This window comes from Colwellia sp. F1 (genome assembly GCF_056238625.1).
In genome coordinates this window covers 104,716-121,790 of sequence record NZ_JBWDLI010000003.1, presented here as the reverse complement: position 1 = coordinate 121,790, position 17,075 = coordinate 104,716, and the positions used below count along the sequence as shown (strand labels likewise).

The 17,075-nt window shown below is 38.1% G+C and carries 14 protein-coding genes; 7 read left to right on the top strand and 7 right to left on the bottom strand.

The annotated features are described in order from the left end of the window. Window positions 1-137: 137 nt before the first annotated feature. The 3 genes from lon (at window position 138) to AC0UA9_RS03560 (ending at window position 5,286) form a co-directional block, all read left to right on the top strand. On the top strand, window positions 138-2,483 hold the full coding sequence (lon, locus tag AC0UA9_RS03570) for an endopeptidase La (RefSeq protein WP_475657150.1): 2,346 nt from the start codon (window positions 138-140) through the stop codon (window positions 2,481-2,483). Window positions 2,484-2,835: 352 nt separating this feature from the next. Then, window positions 2,836-3,111, top strand: a complete 276-nt coding sequence (hupB, locus tag AC0UA9_RS03565) for a nucleoid-associated protein HU-beta (RefSeq protein ID WP_475657147.1) — start codon at window positions 2,836-2,838, stop codon at window positions 3,109-3,111. 258 nt (window positions 3,112-3,369) lie between these two features. Beyond that, on the top strand, window positions 3,370-5,286 hold the full coding sequence (locus AC0UA9_RS03560) for a SurA N-terminal domain-containing protein (RefSeq protein ID WP_475657143.1): 1,917 nt from the start codon (window positions 3,370-3,372) through the stop codon (window positions 5,284-5,286). Window positions 5,287-5,425: 139 nt separating this feature from the next. Here AC0UA9_RS03560 and AC0UA9_RS03555 read toward each other — a convergent pair whose 3' ends face one another. From AC0UA9_RS03555 to pspF, 6 genes are read right to left on the bottom strand one after another with little or no spacing between them, the layout of a single operon-like run. Further along, on the bottom strand, window positions 5,426-6,214 hold the full coding sequence (locus AC0UA9_RS03555; RefSeq protein WP_475657140.1) for a peptide ABC transporter ATP-binding protein: 789 nt from the start codon (window positions 6,212-6,214) through the stop codon (window positions 5,426-5,428). 1 nt (window position 6,215) lies between these two features. Next, window positions 6,216-7,235 (bottom strand): peptide ABC transporter ATP-binding protein, encoded by a 1,020-nt coding sequence (locus tag AC0UA9_RS03550; RefSeq protein WP_475657138.1) that lies wholly within the window; start codon window positions 7,233-7,235, stop codon window positions 6,216-6,218. Next, complete coding sequence (locus AC0UA9_RS03545; RefSeq protein ID WP_475657135.1) at window positions 7,235-8,128, bottom strand: ABC transporter permease subunit; 894 nt, start codon at window positions 8,126-8,128, stop codon at window positions 7,235-7,237. Before AC0UA9_RS03545 ends, AC0UA9_RS03550 begins: the two co-directional genes overlap by 1 nt. Next, window positions 8,118-9,146, bottom strand: coding sequence for an ABC transporter permease (locus AC0UA9_RS03540; protein ID WP_475657133.1), 1,029 nt, complete (start codon window positions 9,144-9,146; stop codon window positions 8,118-8,120). The genes AC0UA9_RS03545 and AC0UA9_RS03540 overlap by 11 nt, the downstream gene beginning before the upstream one ends. Window positions 9,147-9,148: 2 nt before the next feature. Then, window positions 9,149-10,819, bottom strand: a complete 1,671-nt coding sequence (locus tag AC0UA9_RS03535) for an ABC transporter substrate-binding protein (protein ID WP_475657131.1) — start codon at window positions 10,817-10,819, stop codon at window positions 9,149-9,151. Then, complete coding sequence (gene pspF / locus AC0UA9_RS03530) at window positions 10,812-11,930, bottom strand: phage shock protein operon transcriptional activator (RefSeq protein WP_475657127.1); 1,119 nt, start codon at window positions 11,928-11,930, stop codon at window positions 10,812-10,814. The genes AC0UA9_RS03535 and pspF overlap by 8 nt, the downstream gene beginning before the upstream one ends. Before the next feature lie 299 nt (window positions 11,931-12,229). Here pspF and pspA point away from each other — a divergent pair, with 299 nt between their 5' ends. From pspA to pspC, 3 genes are all read left to right on the top strand, one after another. Beyond that, window positions 12,230-12,895, top strand: a complete 666-nt coding sequence (pspA, locus tag AC0UA9_RS03525; protein ID WP_475657125.1) for a phage shock protein PspA — start codon at window positions 12,230-12,232, stop codon at window positions 12,893-12,895. A gap of 164 nt (window positions 12,896-13,059) precedes the next feature. Then, the gene (gene pspB / locus AC0UA9_RS03520; protein WP_475657569.1) at window positions 13,060-13,272 is read left to right on the top strand and encodes an envelope stress response membrane protein PspB; all 213 of its coding nucleotides are present in this window, start codon (window positions 13,060-13,062) and stop codon (window positions 13,270-13,272) included. Further along, window positions 13,269-13,730, top strand: coding sequence for an envelope stress response membrane protein PspC (pspC, locus tag AC0UA9_RS03515; RefSeq protein ID WP_475657122.1), 462 nt, complete (start codon window positions 13,269-13,271; stop codon window positions 13,728-13,730). Before pspB ends, pspC begins: the two co-directional genes overlap by 4 nt. Window positions 13,731-13,771: 41 nt before the next feature. Here the strand turns inward: pspC and AC0UA9_RS03510 are convergent, their stop codons facing one another. Then, window positions 13,772-14,809, bottom strand: a complete 1,038-nt coding sequence (locus AC0UA9_RS03510; protein ID WP_475657119.1) for a LacI family DNA-binding transcriptional regulator — start codon at window positions 14,807-14,809, stop codon at window positions 13,772-13,774. Between the two features lie 365 nt (window positions 14,810-15,174). Between AC0UA9_RS03510 and pgi the strand changes: the two genes are divergently transcribed. After that, complete coding sequence (gene pgi, locus AC0UA9_RS03505; RefSeq protein WP_475657117.1) at window positions 15,175-16,815, top strand: glucose-6-phosphate isomerase; 1,641 nt, start codon at window positions 15,175-15,177, stop codon at window positions 16,813-16,815. The last annotated feature ends 260 nt before the right edge of the window (window positions 16,816-17,075 follow it).

Below are 17,075 nucleotides of genomic sequence, written 5' to 3'. Positions count from 1 at the left end.
ACAAACACAGTATTCATATAAAAAGAGTCTTTTAGGCTCTTTTTTGTTTTCTATTTATTGATGCTAGTGCTTGTAAGTTTTCGATCTATCCCCATATACTTTCTATCAGTAATTATAATATTTTCAAAGAGACACACATGACCGAAGAATTATCGAGTGTAGTTGAAATCCCCGTTCTTGCCTTAAGAGATGTTGTTGTTTATCCGCAAATGGTTATACCGTTATTTGTAGGCCGAGAAAAATCTATTCGTTGCTTAGACCTTGCGATGGAAAATGACAAGCAGGTATTTCTAGTGGCACAAAAAGACGCAGCAGTAGATGATCCTCAAGCGAGCGATGTTTATGAAACCGGCACGGTGGCAACCATTTTACAAATGTTGAAGTTACCAGATGGCACTGTAAAAGTGTTAGTAGAAGGCGTACAGCGTGCTAAAGTTGTTAAATTTGTTGAAACCGAAGAATACTTTAGTGCCAACATTGACTATTTAGCAATCGAAAATAGCGCAGAAGATGATAATGAAATCTTAATTCGCTCAGCTATTTCTCAATTTGAAGGTTACGTAAAACTAAATAAAAAAATACCACCTGAAGTACTTTCTTCGGTTGCCGGTATTGATGACGCAGAGCAGCTAGCTGATACCATGGCAGCACATATGCCATTGAAGTTAATTGAAAAGCAAAAAGTGCTTGAAATAAATGATATTGTGAAGCGCTTAGAGCATTTAATGGCACTAATGGAAGGCGAAATAGATCTGCTTCAAGTTGAGAAAAAAATCCGCACGCGCGTTAAAAAACAAATGGAAAAAAGCCAACGTGACTACTATTTGAATGAGCAAATGAAAGCGATTCAAAAAGAGTTAAACGAAGGTGAAGAAGGCGTTGATGAACTAGAGCAAATCGCTCAGCGCATAGAAGACGCGAAAATGCCGGCAGAAGCGAAAGATAAAACCTTAGCTGAGCTACAAAAACTAAAAATGATGTCGCCCATGTCTGCTGAGGCAACGGTGGTACGAAGTTACATTGACTGTATGCTAAATGTACCGTGGAAAAAGCGTAGTAAATTAAAACGTAACCTAGCATTAGCACAAGAAGTGCTAGACAAAGACCATTACGGCTTAGACAAAGTGAAAGAGCGCATACTCGAGTACTTGGCAGTTCAGCAACGTGTTAGCCAGCTTAAAGGCCCTATTCTTTGCTTAGTTGGCCCTCCAGGGGTTGGTAAAACTTCTCTAGGCCAATCTATTGCGAAATCAACGGGGCGTAAATACGTAAGAATGGCGTTAGGTGGTGTTAGAGATGAAGCGGAAATCCGTGGTCACCGTCGTACTTATATAGGTTCTTTACCAGGCAAGTTAATCCAAAAAATATCTAAAGTTGGGGTGAAAAACCCACTATTTTTATTGGATGAAATAGATAAAATGGCGTCAGATATGCGAGGCGATCCCGCATCAGCATTATTAGAGGTGTTAGATCCTGAGCAAAATTCAAGCTTTAATGATCATTACCTAGAAGTTGATTATGATTTATCTGATGTTATGTTTGTTGCCACGTCAAATAGTATGGATATACCTGGCCCATTGCTTGACCGGATGGAAGTTATTCGTTTGTCTGGGTACACTGAAGACGAAAAGCTTAATATAGCCCGCAGCCACCTTGTGGAAAAACAAATAGAACGTAATGGTTTAAAAGCCAATGAAATTATAATAGAAGATAGCGCCATTATTGGTATTATTCGTTACTACACCCGAGAAGCCGGTGTGCGGGGGCTAGAGCGAGAAATTTCTAAATTATGTCGTAAAGCGGTAAAAGCTATTTTATTAGATAAAAAACTAAAAAAAGTGGTGGTTAAACAAGACAACTTAGATGAATACCTCGGTGTACAACGTTTTGATTACGGTAAAGCTGATGAAGAAAACAGAGTTGGCTTAGTGACGGGCTTAGCATGGACACAAGTCGGTGGTGAACTTCTGACTATTGAAACAGCGTCTGTACCAGGGAAAGGTAAACTAACTTATACCGGCTCGTTAGGTGATGTTATGCAGGAGTCAATTCAGGCAGCGATGACAGTAGTACGTAGTAGGACTGAAAAACTGCGCATTAATGATGATTTTTACGAAAAGCGTGATATTCACGTACATGTGCCTGAAGGAGCAACACCAAAAGATGGGCCTAGTGCTGGTATTGGTATGTGTACAGCACTGGTTTCTAGCTTAACCGGAAACCCTGTAAAAGCAGATGTTGCTATGACGGGAGAGATCACCTTGCGTGGTGAAGTATTAGCCATTGGTGGTTTAAAAGAAAAACTGTTAGCTGCGCATCGTGGTGGTATAAAAACGGTTGTGATCCCTCATGACAATGCACGAGACTTAAAAGAAATCCCTGAAAATGTTAAGGCAGATCTAGCAATTCATCCAGTAAAATGGATAGACGAAGTGCTGGCAATCGCGCTTGAGCATCCGGTAGAGCAGTGGCAAGTAGAATAATTTTCAGCCACTTAAAGTTGCTTTTTTATGGTAAATAACAAAAAAAAGCAAAAAAAGGCGAAAAAACAAGAGAAAAGTGAAATAAAGGCTTTTCAAACGCTGAAACTATGGTAAGTTAACTACGCTTTTGTCGCTAGACCCCTTGTTTAGTATACCTAACAGGGTTACCGCCAGTAGGTATTCGTAACAAAGGAGTAGACATAACAGCATTTTTTAAACTCGGCGCTTGATGTTCAAAAAAAATAAAACAACAAACTAAATTTTATTTTTATAGGACGAACTTTTATGAAAGCTTTTATTAAAGACAAGTAAAAATAGCGTTGCAATAATAACAATTGAAGGGGTATACACTGTGAATAAATCTCAACTTATCGAGAAAATTTCTGAAGGCGCTGACATTTCAAAAGCTGCTGCGGGTCGCGCATTAGATTCATTTATTGGCGCTGTAACTGAAGAATTACAAAGTGGTGAGCAGGTTGCTCTAGTTGGTTTTGGTACATTCTCTGTACGTGACCGTGCTGCACGTACTGGTCGTAACCCACAAACGGGTGCAACTATTCAAATCGCTGCAGCTAAAATCCCATCTTTTAAAGCGGGTAAAGCATTAAAAGATGCTTGTAATGGCTAATAATATAATTAATTACGTTGAGTAATTATTTTTTATATTATTTAAAGACCACCTCAAGGTGGTCTTTTGCTTTTTAATTGACACCAATAAATATAAAAGCAAATAAAAGTCATCTAGCGCTTCAAGCGGTGGGTTGCATCTGCTAAAATCGCGAGCAACAAAAACTTATAGCTTAAGTATCGGTATTATTAATCGATATTAATTATTAGTATTAATAATCGGTTGGTTACAAATCAGCTTTAGAGAAAAGAGATAAAAATGTTAGAGAATATTAGAGAAAGCTCGCAGGGCTACACAGCCAAAATCATCCTTGGCCTTATTATATTAACCTTCGCTGTTGCTGGTATTGGTAGCTACACAAATTCGGTTGATACCTCAGTCGCAACGGTTAACGGTGAAAAAATAACACAACAAGCATTTGATAGAGCTTATCAGGCTCAACGTAACCGCATGGCGCAACAGTTTGGCGAAATGTTTGAAACTTTAGCAAATGACAGTAATTATATGGCAAATTTTCGCCAAGGTGTGTTAGATAATTTAATTAATGAAAAGCTTATTGACCAAAGCGCGCAAGACCTTTCAATCCGTGTATCTGATGAGCGTATAAAAGATACCATTAGAAACATGCCTGAATTCCAAGTTGATGGCGTATTTGATAACAATCGCTACCTTGCTTTAATTAATCAAGCAGGCTTTTATCAATCTTCAAGCTTTCGTGATTATTTACGCGTAGAAATGACACGTCGTCAATTATCTCAAGCATTAGTGGCAACCGAATTTAACTTACCTTACCAAGAAACTTTACAACAAAATTTACAAAATCAAACACGCGATATTCGTTTTGCAACTATTTCTGCGAAGCAATTTGAAGCTGGCATTGAAGTAAGTGATGTTGAAATTAACAATTATTATCAAGCTAATCAAAATCGTTTTGAAAACAAAGAACAAGTAAAAGTAAACTATATTTACTTAAGTGTTGAAGATATCGCTAAAGATATTCAAGTTTCTGATGATGATGTTGCTGCGTATTATCAAGACAACATTGCAAGCTATACACAAGCTGAGCAACGCCGTGTATCTCATATCCTTATTGGTTTTACAGAAGACGATGCTACCAGTGAAGCAGAAGCCAAAGCGCAAGCTGAAACAGTGCTAGCGCGTTTGTCTGCAGGTGAAGACTTTGCCACGTTAGCGCAAACATTTTCTAGTGATACTTTTAGTGGTGAAAACGGTGGTGATTTAGACTTTATAGAACCAGGTGTTATGGGTGATGCTTTTGACGAAGCTGCTTTTGCCTTAACGAATGTTGGCGAAGTAACCGACTTAGTTAAAACGAGCTTTGGTTACCACATAATAAAATTAACTGAGTTAAAAGCAGAAACTATCCAAAGTCTAGCCGATGTTAAAGAAGAGCTATATATCAAAGTTAGTAACGACATGGCACAAGAAAAATACTACACACTAACTCAAGAAATGGCACGGATTAGTTTTGAGTTTCCAGACAGCTTAGACGATGCAGCAAACGAAGTGAATGCTAAAGTAGAAACTTCACCTTGGTTAACGCATGCGGGTAACGAAGCGCCCTTTGATAATCCCCAGGTACTTGAAGCAGCTTTTTCTGATTTGGTCCTGCAAGATAATATGAACTCAGATATTATTGAAATCAATGATAGCTCAGCTTTAGTCTTACGCTTAAACACTTACCAAGAAGCTAATGTGAAACCACTGGCTGAAGTAGAAGCACAAATTAAGGCAACTTTAGTTGCACAAAAAGCCACAGATAAGGCACAACAAACCGTTGAAGCACTATTGGCACAGTTTAAAGCTGGTGATGATATTAGTGAAAAACTTGCTGAAAACCAGGCAGAGTTTATTAACAAAGAAAAAATGACCCGTTATAGTGCCGATATTGATCAAAGCATTGTTCGTGAGGCATTTGTTTTGCCACACCCAACGCAAGGCAATATTTCTGCTTCAACCGTTGCACTTAGCAATGGCGACTTAGCCTTGGTAGAAGTGCAAGCCGTTGATCTGGTAGCGGGCGAAGTAGACCCACAACTTTCTCAACAGCAAACTTCTCAATTAGCGCAGTCGACTTATCAAAGTTATATTGACTCATTGAAAGTAGATGCAAAAATTACCAGAAAAACGGTCGCTGAGTCGGCAAGTTATTAGCACTTAGGTGTAACTAACAAATGCAAATGGCGAGTGATATACCCTGCGTATAGCACTCGCTATTTTCGTTATGGCATTAGATAATGACTAGAGAAACATTGCTCAAACCGAATTCAGGTTATTTTACAGTAATTGCTAATTAAAGCCTTCTAGGTCTCATTTGAAAATTTTGATTCATCAGTAACTTTTGAGTTACTTTGTGTTGAGGTTTATTCATAATGTCTAGCGTTTTACCTGATTCAACTACCTTGCCTTGTGATAACACCATAATGTCATCGCTAAAATGACGAATAATCCCTAAATTATGAGAAATTAAAATATAGGCTAAGCCCATTTGTTGTTGTAGATCAAGCAATAGGTTAATCATCTGTGAGCGTAATGAAGGGTCAAGTGCCGCTAATGACTCATCTAATATAATAACCTGTGGCTGAAGAATGATTGCTCTAGCAAGTGATATACGCTGTTTTTGACCACCTGAAAACATATGAGGATAAAAATTCATATGATCACCCAGCAAGCCTACCTTTTGTAACGTTGCCCTGATCAATTCTTGTCGCTTTTTCTCATTAAAGGGGGTATTGAGTTTCAAGGGTTCGTCTAATAACTGTAATATCGTTAAACTAGGGTTGAGTGTTGTGCCTGAATCTTGAAATATCATCCGAATATGCTGGCAACGCTGTTTATAACTACTGTCGAGTAGTACTTGGCCATTTAAGTATATGTCACCACTTGTTGCAGGCTCTGCACCAACTAATAATTTGGCAAGGGTAGATTTACCAGCACCTGTTTCACCAATAATTGCGAGCGTTTTATGTGCCTCAATAGAAAAGGAAATTGGCGCTAATACTGTTTTTACAGTTTTTTTAAACCAAAACCGCCTCTGTAGATAAGACTTGCTTAATGCGTCTACTTTAAGTAATACAGTCATATTAATCTGTGCCTTTTACTGCTTTACGTTTTGATTTTAATTGCGTTAAAGGGAAATGACAACTGACTTTGTGGTCATGAAAACTAGTAATTTTAGGCGCTTGTACACAGGCTTGCTGTGCTCTTGGACAACGAGGCCCCAGCCGGCAACCTATGGGTAAGTGCTGTAGAATAGGGATGCTACCCGGCAGTGTCATAAGCCTTGATTTAGTCGGTAAATGATAATTTGCACTGGGGCTACTATCCACTAATGCTTTGGTATAAGGGTGTAGGGGGCTTTTAAATATTTGTTCAGTTGTGCCTGCCTCAACAAACTGGCCGCTGTACATTACCGTTATTTTATGGGTCCAATAGGCTATGTTTTCTAAGTCATGGCTGATCAACAATATAGACATGTTTTTCAACTGATTTAAACTGGCCAACAGCCTAAATATTTGACCTTGGTTGGTATTCTCCATTGCGGCAGTAGGTTCATCAGCAATAAGTAGTACGGGGTTTCTTGCTAAAGCGATAGCAATCATCACACGCTGACATATTGCGTCGGTTAATTGATGCGGATAACTTTTAAGACAAGCATTATGATTTTTAATCCCTACCTTAAGTAACAAATTAATCGCAGCGTCGTGTCGTTGCTTTCTTTTTTGCCAAAAAAAACCAGTAAAAGCACTGGTGTCAATCGCTTCGGCCAGTTGATTTTTTATTGTTGTTGTTGGATCTAAACAAGCCATAGGCTCTTGGAAAACCATAGCAATATCACGGGATATTAATGCCTTGCGCTCAGCTATAGATAAACTTAATAAATCAATACCACGCCAATGAAACCTATCTGCGTGCACATTCCATTTGTCGTCTAAAACCCCTACAATCGCTTGTGCTAAGAGTGATTTACCTGAGCCAGACTCACCTACTAACCCCCGAAATTCTCCTTCTTTCATGATTAAGCTTACTTTATCAACAGCTAAAATATTGGTTGTGTCACCAATTAATTCAATGGACAAATTTCTAATGTCGAGTAAATTCATTATTTATCCTTGCGTAACTTCAGTGCATGGCGAATACCTTCACCAACAAGGTTGGTGGCAATCACGGCAAATAAAATTGCTAAACCGGGTAAATAAACCGTCCATGGGGCTATGTAGAATAAATCTAAACCGTTGGCTAATATTGCTCCCCATTCAGGTAGGGGAATTTGTGCACCTAAGCCTAAAAAACCTAAGGTAGCAATATCTAAAATAGCAGCGGATTGCGCTAATGTTGCTTGGCTCATGATCCTATCAACAATGTTTGGAAAAATAGAATAATACAAAAGCCTAAAAGGACTGGCACCGTCGAGTCGAGAGGCAAGCACATAATCTTTACGTGACTCTTCTTTTACGGCATAGCGCGTTATATGTATAAATTGAGGGATAAGGATAATAACGACAGCCCATAAGGTATTACTAATGCCAGGGCCTAAAATAGCAACAATAATAATCGCTAATAATAGTGAGGGAATTGATAATATAACATCAAGAAAGTGATTAAGAAAACTCGATTTTATCCCTGTTGTTAACGCAGATAATGAACCAATTACCACACCAATAACAAGTGAGATTATAACAACGATAAAACTAAGGCCAAAGGTTAATGAGGTACCGTACATTAAACGAGAAAGCATATCTCGTCCTAATTCATCGGTGCCAAGTAAATAGCTGATGTTTCCTTCTTCATGCCATGCTGGCGGTAATAGCAGTATATCAAGTTGGCCGTCAATAGGTGAATGAGGGGCAAGTAGCGGGGCAAAAACAGCGAGAATAATCAAGAAAATAAAGCAGCTTAAACCAACCATTGCCACCGGTGTTTTTCTAAAAATTTGCCATAACTGCATAAAGGGTGACGGAAAAACTTCCTCTAAATATATTTTATCACGAGCCATACTTATTACCTCGGGCTAGTGGGTTTAACGCAGCATAAATAAAATCAGTTAAAATATGTACGATAAAAATAAAACAAGACAAAACCAACAACCCACCTTGTATAGCGGTGTAGTCTCGTTGATAAATGCTTTCAATAAGCCAACGCCCAATGCCTGGCCAGCTGAAAATAACTTCTGTTACCATGGCAATAGTCACCAAGTTGGCAAACTGTAACCCCACATGGCGAATGATTTTAATTAAAGCATTTCTAATAGCGTGGCGAAATATCATTTGTTGAAAGGTTAAGCCTTTGGCATGTGCGGCTTTAATATAACTGGTTTCTAGTACTTCAATCATAGAGGTTCGTGACAAACGAATAAATATAGTGGTAGGGGCAACAGCAATAACACATGCCGGTAATATGATATGTGCCGTAGCATCTAAAAACGCTTGCCATTTATAAGGGTTGTCGCTAAGTAAAATATCAACAAACTGAATACCGGTGATTAACTTTATTTCGTACAATAAGCTTATTTGTCCGGCAGAAGGAAGCCAGCCTAAATTAATTGAAAAGAGTAAAATTGCTAATAACCCTAGCCAAAATACCGGTATTGAGTAACCTAACATAGAAATAAATAAAATCATGTTATCTACTGCTTTGTTATGTTTTATCGCGGCAACAAACCCCAGAGGAATACCAATAAACATCGCAATACATAAGGCAACTAAACTTAATTCAATCGTTGCAGGCAATAAGCTGAGCATCTCAGCACCAATGTCAGATTGACTTGACATAGACATGCCAAAGTCCCCTTGAGTAATATGTTGTAGGTAAGCGATATATTGCCAAAAAATATTGCTGTCGGCTCTATAGGCACTTTCTATTGCGCTTAATTGTGTCGGGGTGGCGTTCACAGCACCAGACATATTGATGATTGCATCACCAGGGAATAAAAATCCTAAACTAAAAGACAGTAATGTTAATACTAGCATGGTGAAAATAAACAAACTAAGCCGACGCAAAGTAAAAATGAACATAATTAATTCTCATCCATATTTAAAGGGCGTTCTGGCTTGTCAATGTTATGATGAGTTGTTAGCGCCTTATGTTTATTTACTTGGTAGAAATTGATACCACCAAATCTCGTGAGTATGTCTCCCGTTATCTTGGTATTACGTGCTTGGTAACGCTTTGAGTGAGCAATAGGAATCAGGGGAATTTCTTCTGTTATAATTTTCATTGCTTGGGTGTAATATTTTTTTCTTTGACTTAAGTCATTTGTTTTTAAAGCGTTGTGAATGACCTCGTCGTAGTCTTGGTTACACCAAAAAGTTGTATTGCTACCCGTATCACCTGCAGAGCAACTTAGCATGGGTGAAAAAAAATTATCTGGATCGGGGTGATCGGCAGACCAACCTAATAAGAAACTCTGGTGCTCACCACGTTTTAAGCGGTTTAAAAAAGTATTCCATTCATAAGTGATAATATTCACTTTAATGCCGATAGCGTTTAAATCAGCTTGGATAAGCTTGGCCATAGTGATGGCGTTGGGGTTATAGGGCCTTCGTATTGGCATAGCCCATAAGTCCATGGTAAAACCTTGAGAAAAGCCTGCCTTATTCAATAAGTCTTTTGCTAATGTCGGGTTAAAGTCTTGCAGTGGAATACTGTCATCATACGCCCAAGAGCTTTTAGGTAGTATGGATCTTGCAGGCTCAGCCTTACCTTGGTAAATAGCTTGAAGTAACACAGGTTTATTAATGGCATAATTCACAGCTTGCCTAACTATTTTATTATTAAAAGGCGGTTTTGTTACATTAAAACCCAAATAACCAACATTTAGGGCGGTAATAGATTCTAAGGTTAAATTTTTGTTCTGGGTTATTTTGTTATGTGCGATGGGGTAGGACATCACATCACACTCTTTTGCTAATAGTTTGGTCAGCCTGCTTGTATTACTGGTGGTAATATCAAAAATTAACTGTTCTACTTGTGCAGGTCCACGCCAATATTGTTCATGGCGATAAAAACGAATAAATGAACTCACCCGATATTCTTTTAGTTTAAAAGGGCCTGTACCTATTGGATGTGTATCTATATTATTTTTTAGCTGCTGTTGCATGAGTTGTTCGCCATATTCAGCTGATAAAATAACCCCGTAGTCAGTGGCTAAATTGGCAAGAAATGAGCTGTCGGCATAATACAAATGAAAACGGATAGTGTATTCATTTATTTTTTCTATTTTTTCAACAAGTTGATTAAAACCTATATTCTGAAAAAAAGGATAGCTTCCACCAGAGACTAAATGATAGGGATGCTCAGTATTTAGGATACGGTTAAAGCTAAAAATAACATCATCAGCGTTGAGTGTTCTAGTTGGAGTAAAGTAGTCTGTTTGATGGAAAGCGACATCCTTGCGTAAATAAAAAGTGACTTTTTTTCCATTTTGGGTAACATGCCAAGCTTTTGCTAGCGCAGGTGTAAGCGTATTTTCTTGCCCCTGATAGTTGAGTAAGCGGTCATATAACTGGTTTGATGTGGCATCAAGGGTTGTGCCTGATGTGATCAGTTGTGGGTTAAAAGTTTCAGGAGAGCCTTCAGCGCAGTATAGAACGCCTCGCTCATTTATTGACACAGGGCCTTTGTCATTGCAGCCAAACAAAGCGAGTAAGCTTAAACACAAAACAAGGTTAATTTTAATGTTATTCATCGGCATCGTTACCATCGAGTAAGTTATATTTTTTTAAATAACCTCTTAATTGATGATAGGTCAATTCAAGCGCTTGTGCGGTTTTCTTTTGATTATATTGACAGTGAGCTAATGCCGATTTAATTAAGGTAATTTCATAATTTTGTGATAATGACTTTAATGACTGAGGAAACGGTATGTGGTTAGGGGGGGCTACCCTAGTGGTATTTGTTGGAGCAAACTCGGTACTAGTGTTGTCCTGTTTATTCTGATTTTTGGAAGTTGAGAAGCTATTTGTTATGGTTTCGTTTAGTGGGTTGTCGGGTGTTTTTATTCGCTGGCTTGGTCTAAAAGGAGATTCAAAGGGGTCAATAACTAAATCATGTACTGGTAAGTGGGGGTTATTACAGCGATAAACGCTTCGCTCAATAACATTTTTTAGTTCACGAATATTACCAGGCCAAGAGTATTCAAGCATAGACTTTTTAGCCTGTTCGGTAAAACCACTAAAGAATTCAAATTCTAATTCACGTGCCATGGCCATGGCGAAATGCTCAGCTAGCATAACAATATCATCACGGCGTGCTCTTAGTGGTGGTAGGGTAATTACGTCAAAGGCGAGGCGGTCAAGTAGGTCTGCTCTAAAGTGCCCCGATGCAGCTAAACTAGGTAAATCTTCATTGGTGGCGGCGACCAAGCGTACATCTGTTGTTAGGGTACGAGAGCCACCAACACGCTCGAATTCGCCATATTCTACTACACGCAATAACTTTTCTTGAATTAAGCTGGAGGTATTGGCTATTTCATCTAAAAACAAGGTGCCATTATCTGCGCGCTCAAAGCGACCTTCATGGCGTTTGTTAGCGCCAGTGAATGCGCCTGAGTCATAGCCAAATAATTCAGTTTCAAGCAAATTATCATTTAGCGCGGCACAATTTAACTTTAAATAACTTTGCTCCCAACGTTTTGACAAATAATGCAACCGCGCTGCGACTAATTCTTTACCTGTGCCGCGCTCACCAATAATTAATACGGGTTTACTTAGCGGTGCAATGTGAGAAATTTGCTCTAACACTTCTAAAAAACTATTAGATTGCCCAAGAAGATTGTCTTGTTTATTAAAGCGTGCCATGCGTTGACCTATGATTGATACCCAAAATATTAAGTTTAGCTGTGTTAACTGTTCATCTGGCTTTAATAGGAATAGCGCAACCAGACTTGATGTTAGTTAATTTCACTAACAAATAGTGTATTTCATTAACACATAAGATAAAAGTATTTTTTACTCTATAAAAAATACTTTCTAAAACATAAGGTTAATCTATTATGACATATTGGCGTAAAAAATGAATAATACTAACGATATATTAATAGTTATTATATTTAAGCAGTATAACTGAAATTTTTAATTTAAGAAAAGAGGGTGTTGTAATGGGAATTTTTTCAAGGTTTGCCGATATTATTAATTCTAATATTAATAATTTATTAGATAAAGCAGAAGATCCTGCCAAAATGGTTAGATTAATTATCCAAGAAATGGAAGACACATTAGTTGAGGTGCGATCTAATTCAGCGAAAACATTAGCGGATAAAAAACAGTTAACTAAACAAATAGCACGTTTTGACGCTGAAGTTGAGCAATGGCAAGAAAAAGCAGAATTAGCGTTAAGTAAAGACAGAGAGGACTTGGCTCGGGCGGCTTTAATAGAAAAGAAAAAGAGTAGCGAAAAAGCTCAATCAATTAAACAAGAGTTGGTGCTTGTTGAAGACAATATTGCTAAGCTTCAAGATGAAATCTCACAATTACAAGAGAAGTTAGCTGATGCGAAAGCACGACAAAAAGCGATAATTATACGTGAAAAAACGGTGAGCTCTCGTTTAAAAGTAAAACAAAATATCAACAGCAATAAGGTTAATGATGCTTTAAGCCGCTTTGACCGTTATGAAAGCAAAATTGATGGTATTGAAGCACAAGTAGAGTCTTATGACTTAGGTAGCCAATCATTAGCCGATGAGATTTCTGCGCTTGAAACCAGTGAAAAAGTTGATGAAGAATTAGCCTTACTAAAAGAAAAAATGAAACAAAAACCATTGTAATCTTTAACAAAGGACGTTAAAAAGTTAAATTGAAAGCCGCTTTAGCTCGCAAGTTACCTATTTTTATATCAATGTTAGCTCGCTACTTAACGATGCACAGACCAGCGAGATAAAGCAGAAAAACTATTGAACAGTTAAGGAGAAGTAGAGTGGAAGATATTATTATGGCGCCGATCATCATCTTTTTGGTTATTGTTGCGCCTATTTGGTTAGTCTTACATTACCGGAGTAAAGGCCAAGTTAACCAGGGGCTAACTGAAGAAGAGTATATTCAGTTAGCAGAGTTATCAAAAACAGCAGACAAAATGGCTGATCGCATTAAAACCTTAGAAGCCATTTTAGATGTAGAAACACCACAGTGGAGAGATAAACTATGAAGACCAGACGAGGTGAACTTTACCGAAACTCGAAACAAGGCAAAATAGCTGGAGTTTGTGCGGGTATTGCTGACTACCTCGGCTGGGAACCTTGGTTGGTGAGGATTTTAGTTGTTTCAGGAGTTTTATTTGGTATCCCTTTTTTAATTTTAGGTTATATTGCTGCCTGGTTTATTTTAGACGACAAGCCCAAAACACCATTAAAAAAGTCAAATAGAAAATTTCACCAAACGGAAAGTTCTGCCTATAGCTTCAATAGCACGGGTTCAGTGGGGGATGAATATGAAGACACACCAATTAAAGTAAAAACACGTGTTTGGCAGTCGGGAGAACCCCCTAAACAGGCTTTTCATGATATTAAAGAGAAGTTTAGCTCACTTGAAAAAAAGCTCCAGGGTATTGAGCAATATGTAACGTCTTCAGAGTTTACTGTTGTTAGAGAAATTAATAAATTATAGTTAATTTCTCTAGCTGTTAAATAATAACCGGCTTGCTAACGTTAGTTAGAAATTAATGGGCTACTGGTAGAGTCCCTAATAACAAGCTGAGGTATATATTGGCTTAATTCTTTAACACCGTTTTGCTTACGCACTTGACGAATTAATAAATTGGCAGCATCTTGTGCTATTTGTTTGTTAGGTTGGTTAGCTGTAGTAAGCTTTGGCCAGGTTTGACGAGAGAATGGGCTGTTTTCAAAACCTGCAATGGATAACTGCTCTGGTATATTAATATTCATTAGTCGAGCAGCAAACAAAGCGCCTGCGGCAATTTCATCGTTACAGGAAAAAATAGCAGTGGGGGTGTTAGTTTTACCAAGACCAGCAGCCATTAACGTTTTAGCACCATTAACCCCTGACTCAAAAGAATACTCCCCCTCAATTAATAAGTGCTTATTAAAGGGAATATCATTTGCTTTTAATGCGCGCCTATAACCTTTGTAACGTTCAATAGTTGACATATGTTCAGCGCCACCTGCAATAAAGGCTATTTTTTTATGCCCTAAATCAATTAAATGTTGCGTGATTGTTTGAGCTGCTTCTCTATCGTTTACCATAACACAAGGGCTTAATTCGTCTGGGGCGATATCTCCAGACATAATACGCACTACTTTTATGTCAAGTTCGGTAATACGTTTAACAAACTCTGGTTGCTCTGAAAAAGGAGGCGTTAACACCAAGCCAGCAACGCGGGCTTGCTTGATAGTGTTTACTATTTCTTGCGTAATATTTTCTTGTTGAGAATCACAAGGGTTAATTAATAGCTCAAAACCTTGCTGACGGCAGGCAGACAAAATACCTTCTTGCATATCAATAATATAGTAGGCATTAGGGTTGTCATAAACATAAGCGATAGTAAAAGACTTAGTACCTGCTAAATTACGTGCAGCAAGATTGGGTTGATAGTTAAGCTCTTTTACAGCGGCCTGTACTTTTTCACGGGTAAGTTGGCGTACAGACGGCTCGTTATTCATCACCCTTGAGACGGTTTTAATTGATACACCGGAAAGTTTGGCAACGTCATTAATTGTTGTTTTCATTTATCAATTTAACCTTTATTTAATTGCTTATTTTTTATCTAGGTAACGGTTACCAGCAAACAATAGGGGAGTGCTCCCTTACCTACGCAGTAATCACTATAATGCGCTTCCATTTAATTCAATTATAAATGATATAAACACAAACAAGAAGCAAAACAAGCATTGACAGCGTTGTCATTTTTTATTAGGGTAGCATAAAAATTTAAAAAAACATATATTTCTTACCAAAGCACTATTATTGTCATAAATACGCTTAATAATATTATTGTTTACGATGATAATAATCATATCAATTTGATATAATACTAACTTGGTGTTGTACCAATTTGGTATTACTCAAAATTTAGGAATTTACAGGAACCATTATGTCAGATCGCCAAACATTGCCTAGCTGGAAAAAACTCCAAGAACTTGCTTTAAATAAAAAATCTCAACACATGAATACCTTGTTTGCTAATGATAGCAAACGTTTCGAGAAGTTTTCTATTGAGCTACCCAACATGTTGCTTGATTACTCTAAAAACCTTATAGACTGTGAAACACTCGACAGTCTGTTAGAGTTAGCAGAAGAAGCGCAAGTGTGTGAATGGCGTAATAAAATGTTTTCTGGTGATAAAATTAATAAAACAGAAGACAGAGCTGTACTGCATACAGCGTTACGACGTCAAAGTGATCAACCACTGATTGTTGAAGGTGAAAATATAACCGCACAGGTCCAAGACCAGCTGAAAAAAATGAAGGGCTTTGTAAATAAAGTACGCGAAGGCCACTGGTTAGGCTACTCAGGCAAGCGTATAACCGACATTGTAAACATTGGTGTTGGTGGCTCTAATCTTGGTCCCCAAATGGTGACCGAGGCGTTAAAACACTATAGTGATGGCGCGGTCAATGTCCACTATGTATCGAATGTTGACGGTGCACAAATTGTGGAAGTTTTACGCCCGTTAGAGCCGCAGAATGTTTTATTTATTGTATCGAGTAAAACATTTACAACCACAGAAACCATGACCAACGCCAAAACAGCGATGAAGTGGTTAACCGGTGCTTCGTTTGATAATAAAGCCATTGCAAAACATTTTGTTGCCGTAACCGCAAATAAAGAAAACGCGATGAGTTTTGGTATTGAAGAGCAAAACATTTTTGGTATGTGGGATTGGGTCGGTGGACGTTTTTCACTATGGTCAGCTATTGGTCTAGCCATTGCCCTTGATTTAGGGTTTGATAAGTTTATGGAATTGCTTGATGGTGCTAACGATATGGACCAACATTTCATTAACGCGCCATTAAGAAATAACATGCCTACAATAATGGCCCTTATTAGTGTGTGGAACACCACATTCTTAGGCGCGCGTTCACAAGCTATTTTACCTTATGATCAAACATTACATATGTTGTCTGCCTATTTACAGCAAGCAGAAATGGAAAGTAACGGTAAGTCTGTTTCATGGGACGGGGAAGAAGTAGGCTATGCTACAGTACCTTCTATTTGGGGTGAACTGGGTATTAATGGCCAGCATGCATTCTATCAATACCTGCACCAAAGTAATAATGTGGTGCCGGCTGACTTTATCGGCTCAGTAGAAAGTGTTACGCCTGTAAGAGGGCACCATGAAACATTAATGGCTAACTTCTTCGCACAAACTCAAGCGTTAATGGCGGGTGTTGATGAAGCGCAAGTTAGAGCTGATCTTAAAGCAAAAGGCCGTACTGCTGACTATATAGAGAAGGTTGCTCCGCATAAAGTACATAAAGGTAATAGACCAACCAATACCATTTTGTTAAAACGCATCGATCCTAGAACACTTGGCAGTTTAATTGCGGCTTACGAACATAAAATATTTGTTCAGGGTATTATTTTACAAATATGCTCTTTTGATCAGTGGGGTGTTGAACTAGGGAAAGGTTTAGCGGCTGAAATACAAGCAGAATTAGAAAGTAATAATATCTCTGATAAACATGACTGCTCTACTGCAAGCTTAATGAAGTTTTATCAAGAAGCAAAGTAGTGTAAGTGTAGTTTATCTATAATTTATATTCGCTATTAGCTTTCTATGCTAAAAAAAGCAGTCACTTAATAAGTGCCTGCTTTTTTTTTTGTAGTTCCTCTTTGATGATTGAATCAACGCTAGATCTACCTATCCCTAATTCTTTAGCTATTTCTGTGGCACCCACATTCATTGACGAGATGAGAAACTCGCACTATGTATACATATACAATTTACTAGTCTGCGTGATATTGTATTCAAGGGTTGATAGGAGTCAGGCT